This window comes from Myroides sp. C6-3, from assembly GCF_050522425.1.
Taxonomy (GTDB): domain Bacteria; phylum Bacteroidota; class Bacteroidia; order Flavobacteriales; family Flavobacteriaceae; genus Flavobacterium.
Genome location: NZ_JBMVQP010000069.1, coordinates 1 through 4,500, shown reverse-complemented (window position 1 = coordinate 4,500; position 4,500 = coordinate 1). Strand labels below are relative to the sequence as shown.

General features: G+C 39.1%; 2 protein-coding genes and 1 pseudogene. All 3 read right to left on the bottom strand.

Annotated elements, in window-relative coordinates; all coding sequences use genetic code 11:
- Positions 1-91: 91 nt before the first annotated feature.
- Positions 92-3,073 carry a hypothetical protein gene (locus ACPDG9_RS15755; protein WP_430528655.1) on the bottom strand — a complete coding sequence of 994 codons (2,982 nt, stop codon included), beginning with the start codon at positions 3,071-3,073 and terminating at the stop codon, positions 92-94.
- Between the two features lie 8 nt (positions 3,074-3,081).
- Positions 3,082-3,510: a hypothetical protein gene (locus ACPDG9_RS15750; protein WP_430528654.1), complete on the bottom strand. Its 429-nt coding sequence runs from the start codon at positions 3,508-3,510 to the stop codon at positions 3,082-3,084.
- Positions 3,511-3,512: 2 nt separating this feature from the next.
- Positions 3,513-4,500 (bottom strand): annotated as a pseudogene (locus ACPDG9_RS15745) (hypothetical protein); the annotation flags it as partial.

Below are 4,500 nucleotides of genomic sequence, written 5' to 3'. Positions count from 1 at the left end.
AGGATTGAGCATAAACTGCGCTACTAGCTCCTAGTAAACCTAGGAAGAGTAAGCGGTTGCTATATATTTTTTTCATACTACTCATTTAGGGTTAAAAAATAGCTGGATTTAACAACATAGGATTACTTACACCAGGACAATCGTTCACCTGAATCGTAAACGTATTAGATTCACTTTCACAAGTTCCTCTTTTCACTACTAATTTCACCTTTAATCCATTGATCGACTGCGTTGCATGTTCAACTTTTAAGGTTTTATCAGTTACAAAAACAACCTGACTAAATGTTGTATTATTTAGTATTTTCCATGTTGGATCGGCTGTAGTCGAATATTCCCATGTATAACTACTTCCGTTTGCTTCTACTGCTATCACAGAAGAATCAGCGTTTTCACAAACCGCAAGATCTGTTAAAACAGTACTTACTGTTGGCGAATCGACAATTGTAATTTCAAAAGGTACTTTACTTCCATAACAACCTCCTTTTCCTTCTGCCACGAAATAGCGATGTGTTCCCACCGTTGTCGGGTTTGGTACCGATAGAAGCGGATTTCCTTGTGCATCAAAGTAAAACAAGGTATAATTATTCGCAATTCCCACCGTTGATCGCTCGACATTTGGCTCAATATTGTCATTCAAACAGAAGCTTACATTGCTAGCCGTTGGAACAGTTGTAATAACGTCTTTGCTAATCGCTAACTTGGCATAACAACCTATTTCCATACCAGGAACAACCGCATAATAGTCTTTAGGCGTTCCATCGGTATTCAACGTGAAGTCTCCAGTTACTAAACCTGTTGTACTGTCATAAGAGCTAGGCGGTACAGTAAAGAACTTCGTCCCTTGAGGGTATGCATTTACCACTTCTGTACGATCCAATTGGTTGGATGTAGAAGCAGAACACACTTCTTTGAAATAGAGCACTCCATTATCTACAGGCGGAGTACAAGAAGACAAGAAGGTTGCACTAGCCACCAACGTCATTTTAAAGGACTCCAAGTTCGGTTGAGCACATAAATCTGTACTGTACTCGCGAACAAAAGGTGCATTTAAATCTACTTTTGATTCCTTTCCCTTTCCAAGAATATTTCCATTGATTTCTAGCTCAAGCCCACAAGAGCTTGTTGCCAATAACACACAGTTTTCAGAAGCTTTTAGGTAATATTTCAATTGTCCTAATAACTCTCTTTGTGTCAAATCTAGCGGCAATTCGCCTATATTCCATACAATAGTTCCTCCAGAAGTTACAGCAGGGTTATTTGTTCCACCTAATGGTGGTACCCACGAAACTGTTCCACCCACGGCCATATTTGCTGTCGGTTGAGCATCTACATAATGTAAGTTAAAAGGTATAGGAATTTCTACTTTTGTTCCCGTTACTGCATCAGATCCTTTATTGTATAGATCCAATTGAAAAGCTAAATCTTGCCCAGGTTGTATTGTACCATTGTGCGTTGGCAGTACCCCATCGTGTGTAATCGGTCGATTAAACCCTATTACCTCAGGCTCATAAGCATCCACAGCAAAAACCATATTATAAATAATATAGGTATCTTGAGTAGATCCGTAGCGGAATCTCGTAGAGGTCTGCTCTTTTCCAATAAGGTTATTGTGGCTATTACTCAAATCAAAACGCGCTATATCTATTCCTGTATTATTAATCAGATTTGGATTACGCGGGTTTCCACCTGTATTAATTGATGAGTTGAAAAAGTTTACACCAGAATCGTTACTTCTTGCTTCTGTCGTTTCACCCGTAACTCGATTGATTCTTTTCCAATTGTTATTTCCTGCATCAATAATATCAAAATAATCTCCTTTAATATCGACATCTCCTTCACCTGCCATTAATCCGAGAGTTACACGAGCATCTGCTGTTTGTGCTGCTCTAAAACCTGAAATTGGCAATTCGTAATTTGTCGTTGTACTACCTGCTACATAAGCATGTCCATCGAATACAGAAATAGAACGACGCGTGCTACCTGGCTGTTTATAAACGACTACCATTCCCCAACCACCATAATATCCAGTACTACCACCATTGCCAGTATTCAATGCCATATCGGCAACAAAATACTCACCTGCTCCTTTTTCTCTTACATAATTAGTAACATCCGCATAGGCCGAAAACATATTACCATCTATATTACTTGGGAAGTAAATATCTTCTGCTGCTGCTTCAATCTCTTGGTATTGATCGCCTGCTATTTTTAGTTTAACCTTGCGCTTACTTAGTTGTTTTTGTCCACTTACCTCAACCGTTTTCTGTCCTACAACCTCGTAATAAATACGGGCTTTATTGGAAAAGCTTGTAGTAGTGGTACTTGTATTTCTTATAAATCCAGTAATTTTAAGCGTTACATCACCGATCTCAATGATCAAAGGAGTATCTAGCGTGGCCTCTCCTGTATTGGAATTATACGAGCTTGGTAACGTTTGAAAGCCCGATGTTGCATTACTTTTATATTGGACTCTATTATTCGCGTCATTCGTTATTCTAAATTCATATGTTACTCGGTTCGAACCTGTAATCTTATAAATAGGATAGGTGTCACTCCACCTAGGATTCCACCAATAACCTAAATTCTCACCTTCAAAGTCTACACTACTAAACTTATACCCAGAATCGGTTAAGTCTCTATTATACTTTGCTTGTTGATCAGTTAAATTAACTTCTCGTACCTCTTGCCATTTATGCGTTACAGAAAAAGTCATCGGACTATCTTCTTGATGTGCACGACCAGACCAATAAAGACCTGCATATACAATCTCTTGACATGCAAGATTTGTAGATGGGATTTCCAATGTTGCAGAAGAAGAGTTGATGGTCGTCGTATCATCATCAATATCTACATACGTCATCTTCTCGCTTCCATTTCCAGTGGACGTATTATAACTACTTAACGTAAGATTTGTATTCCCAATCATGGTAAAATCCCCCTGTAAATTAAACTCCGTACGTTTTGAAAAGGACTTTTTTATTTGTGCAAATCCCGAAAATGAAGTAGTTACTAAGCATGCAAAAGCTATCCAAACTAATAGTCGTTTTTTATTATCTCTACTATTCTTTCTCATAACTCTTGTTAATTAGGTTTTTCCATAGTACGATACACAATTTCAACGTCCTGATCTAAACGTTCTACTTGTTGTATCAATTGTCTAAATCGCTGTTTGATGACGTTGTCATTCAGTACTTGATTGGATCGAAGATAGATTAATCGCAGACTTTGCAAACGATTTACCGCAGCAGTGGGCAAAGTAAGTACACTTTGACCATCCCATTTTAAATCAATAATTTCTATTTCTTCAAATACTTGTTCGGCATTTTCAAGATCTCTAAAGTTGATATACTTTTGGTCGTAATCTCCTTCTAACTCAATCTTCCATGCGCTGACCTGAGTGCTTGATAACTCACTTAATTTCGTTTGATAGGCTACCACGCGTTGTGCCTGTGCTTGAAAACCAAAGCACAAGAACAACAACAGTAGACTATATATATAGTTGTACTTCATACCTATTTTTCATTTACCGTAAATACGATATTCATAAAGTTTAATCCTTCTCCACTTACAGTAGCATCTACAGTATAGGTTACTACACCTTCTTCAGTTATACTATCAATGCTAAATGCAGGGCTCGCAAACGTGACGTGATACCCTAAGTCTTCGGCTGCTAACACAGGAAGTGCAGCTGCACCTGGACTAGACATTACTGTACTTCCATACTGTCTTTCATATAGCATATGTAAGTTAATCGTTCCTTTTCGAGTTGCATTGTTAAACGTTGTACTAGTATCGCCTGGGGTAACCTGGCTTGCTGCTGTAGGCACTACAATTGAAGGCATGTAGAAAAACTTCGGCATTGCTGCTCTTAATGCTTTTACTTCATTTGTTTCAGCGTCTACTGCCATTAAGTGCTGTACAATTTTATTAGCTGTAACAGCTTGTGTTTTATCTTTATTTAACCCTTTTATGGCTAATTTATTTCCATCAATATCTAATTCTGTATCGCGTACTAAAAGTCCTCCGAACTGAATGGCTGAATCAGCCGTATTTAATGGATCTTGTTGCAATCCGTTGTTAAACTTCAAACCTAATTTATAAGGGTTTCCTACTTCACCTGTTCCAGTTATGGTGATTGGACTACGTTCCGCTAGCGCTGTTACACCACCAACACCATCTTTTCCATCTGCTCCATCTTGCCCTGGTGCTCCTGGAAGTCCATCGGCTCCATCAGCTCCTTTTTCTCCTGGATCTCCTTTTTCTCCTTTGGCTCCCGGTAAACCATCAGCTCCTTTTTCTCCTGGATCTCCTTTTTCTCCTGGATCTCCTTTTTCTCCTGGATCTCCTTTTTCTCCTGGATCTCCTTTGACTCCCGGTAGACCATCGGCTCCATCTTTTCCTGGTGCTCCTGGAAGTCCATCTACTCCATCTTTTCCTGGCGCTCCTGGAAGTCCATCAGCTCCATCTTTTCCTGGATCTCCTTTTTCTCCTTTGGCTCCC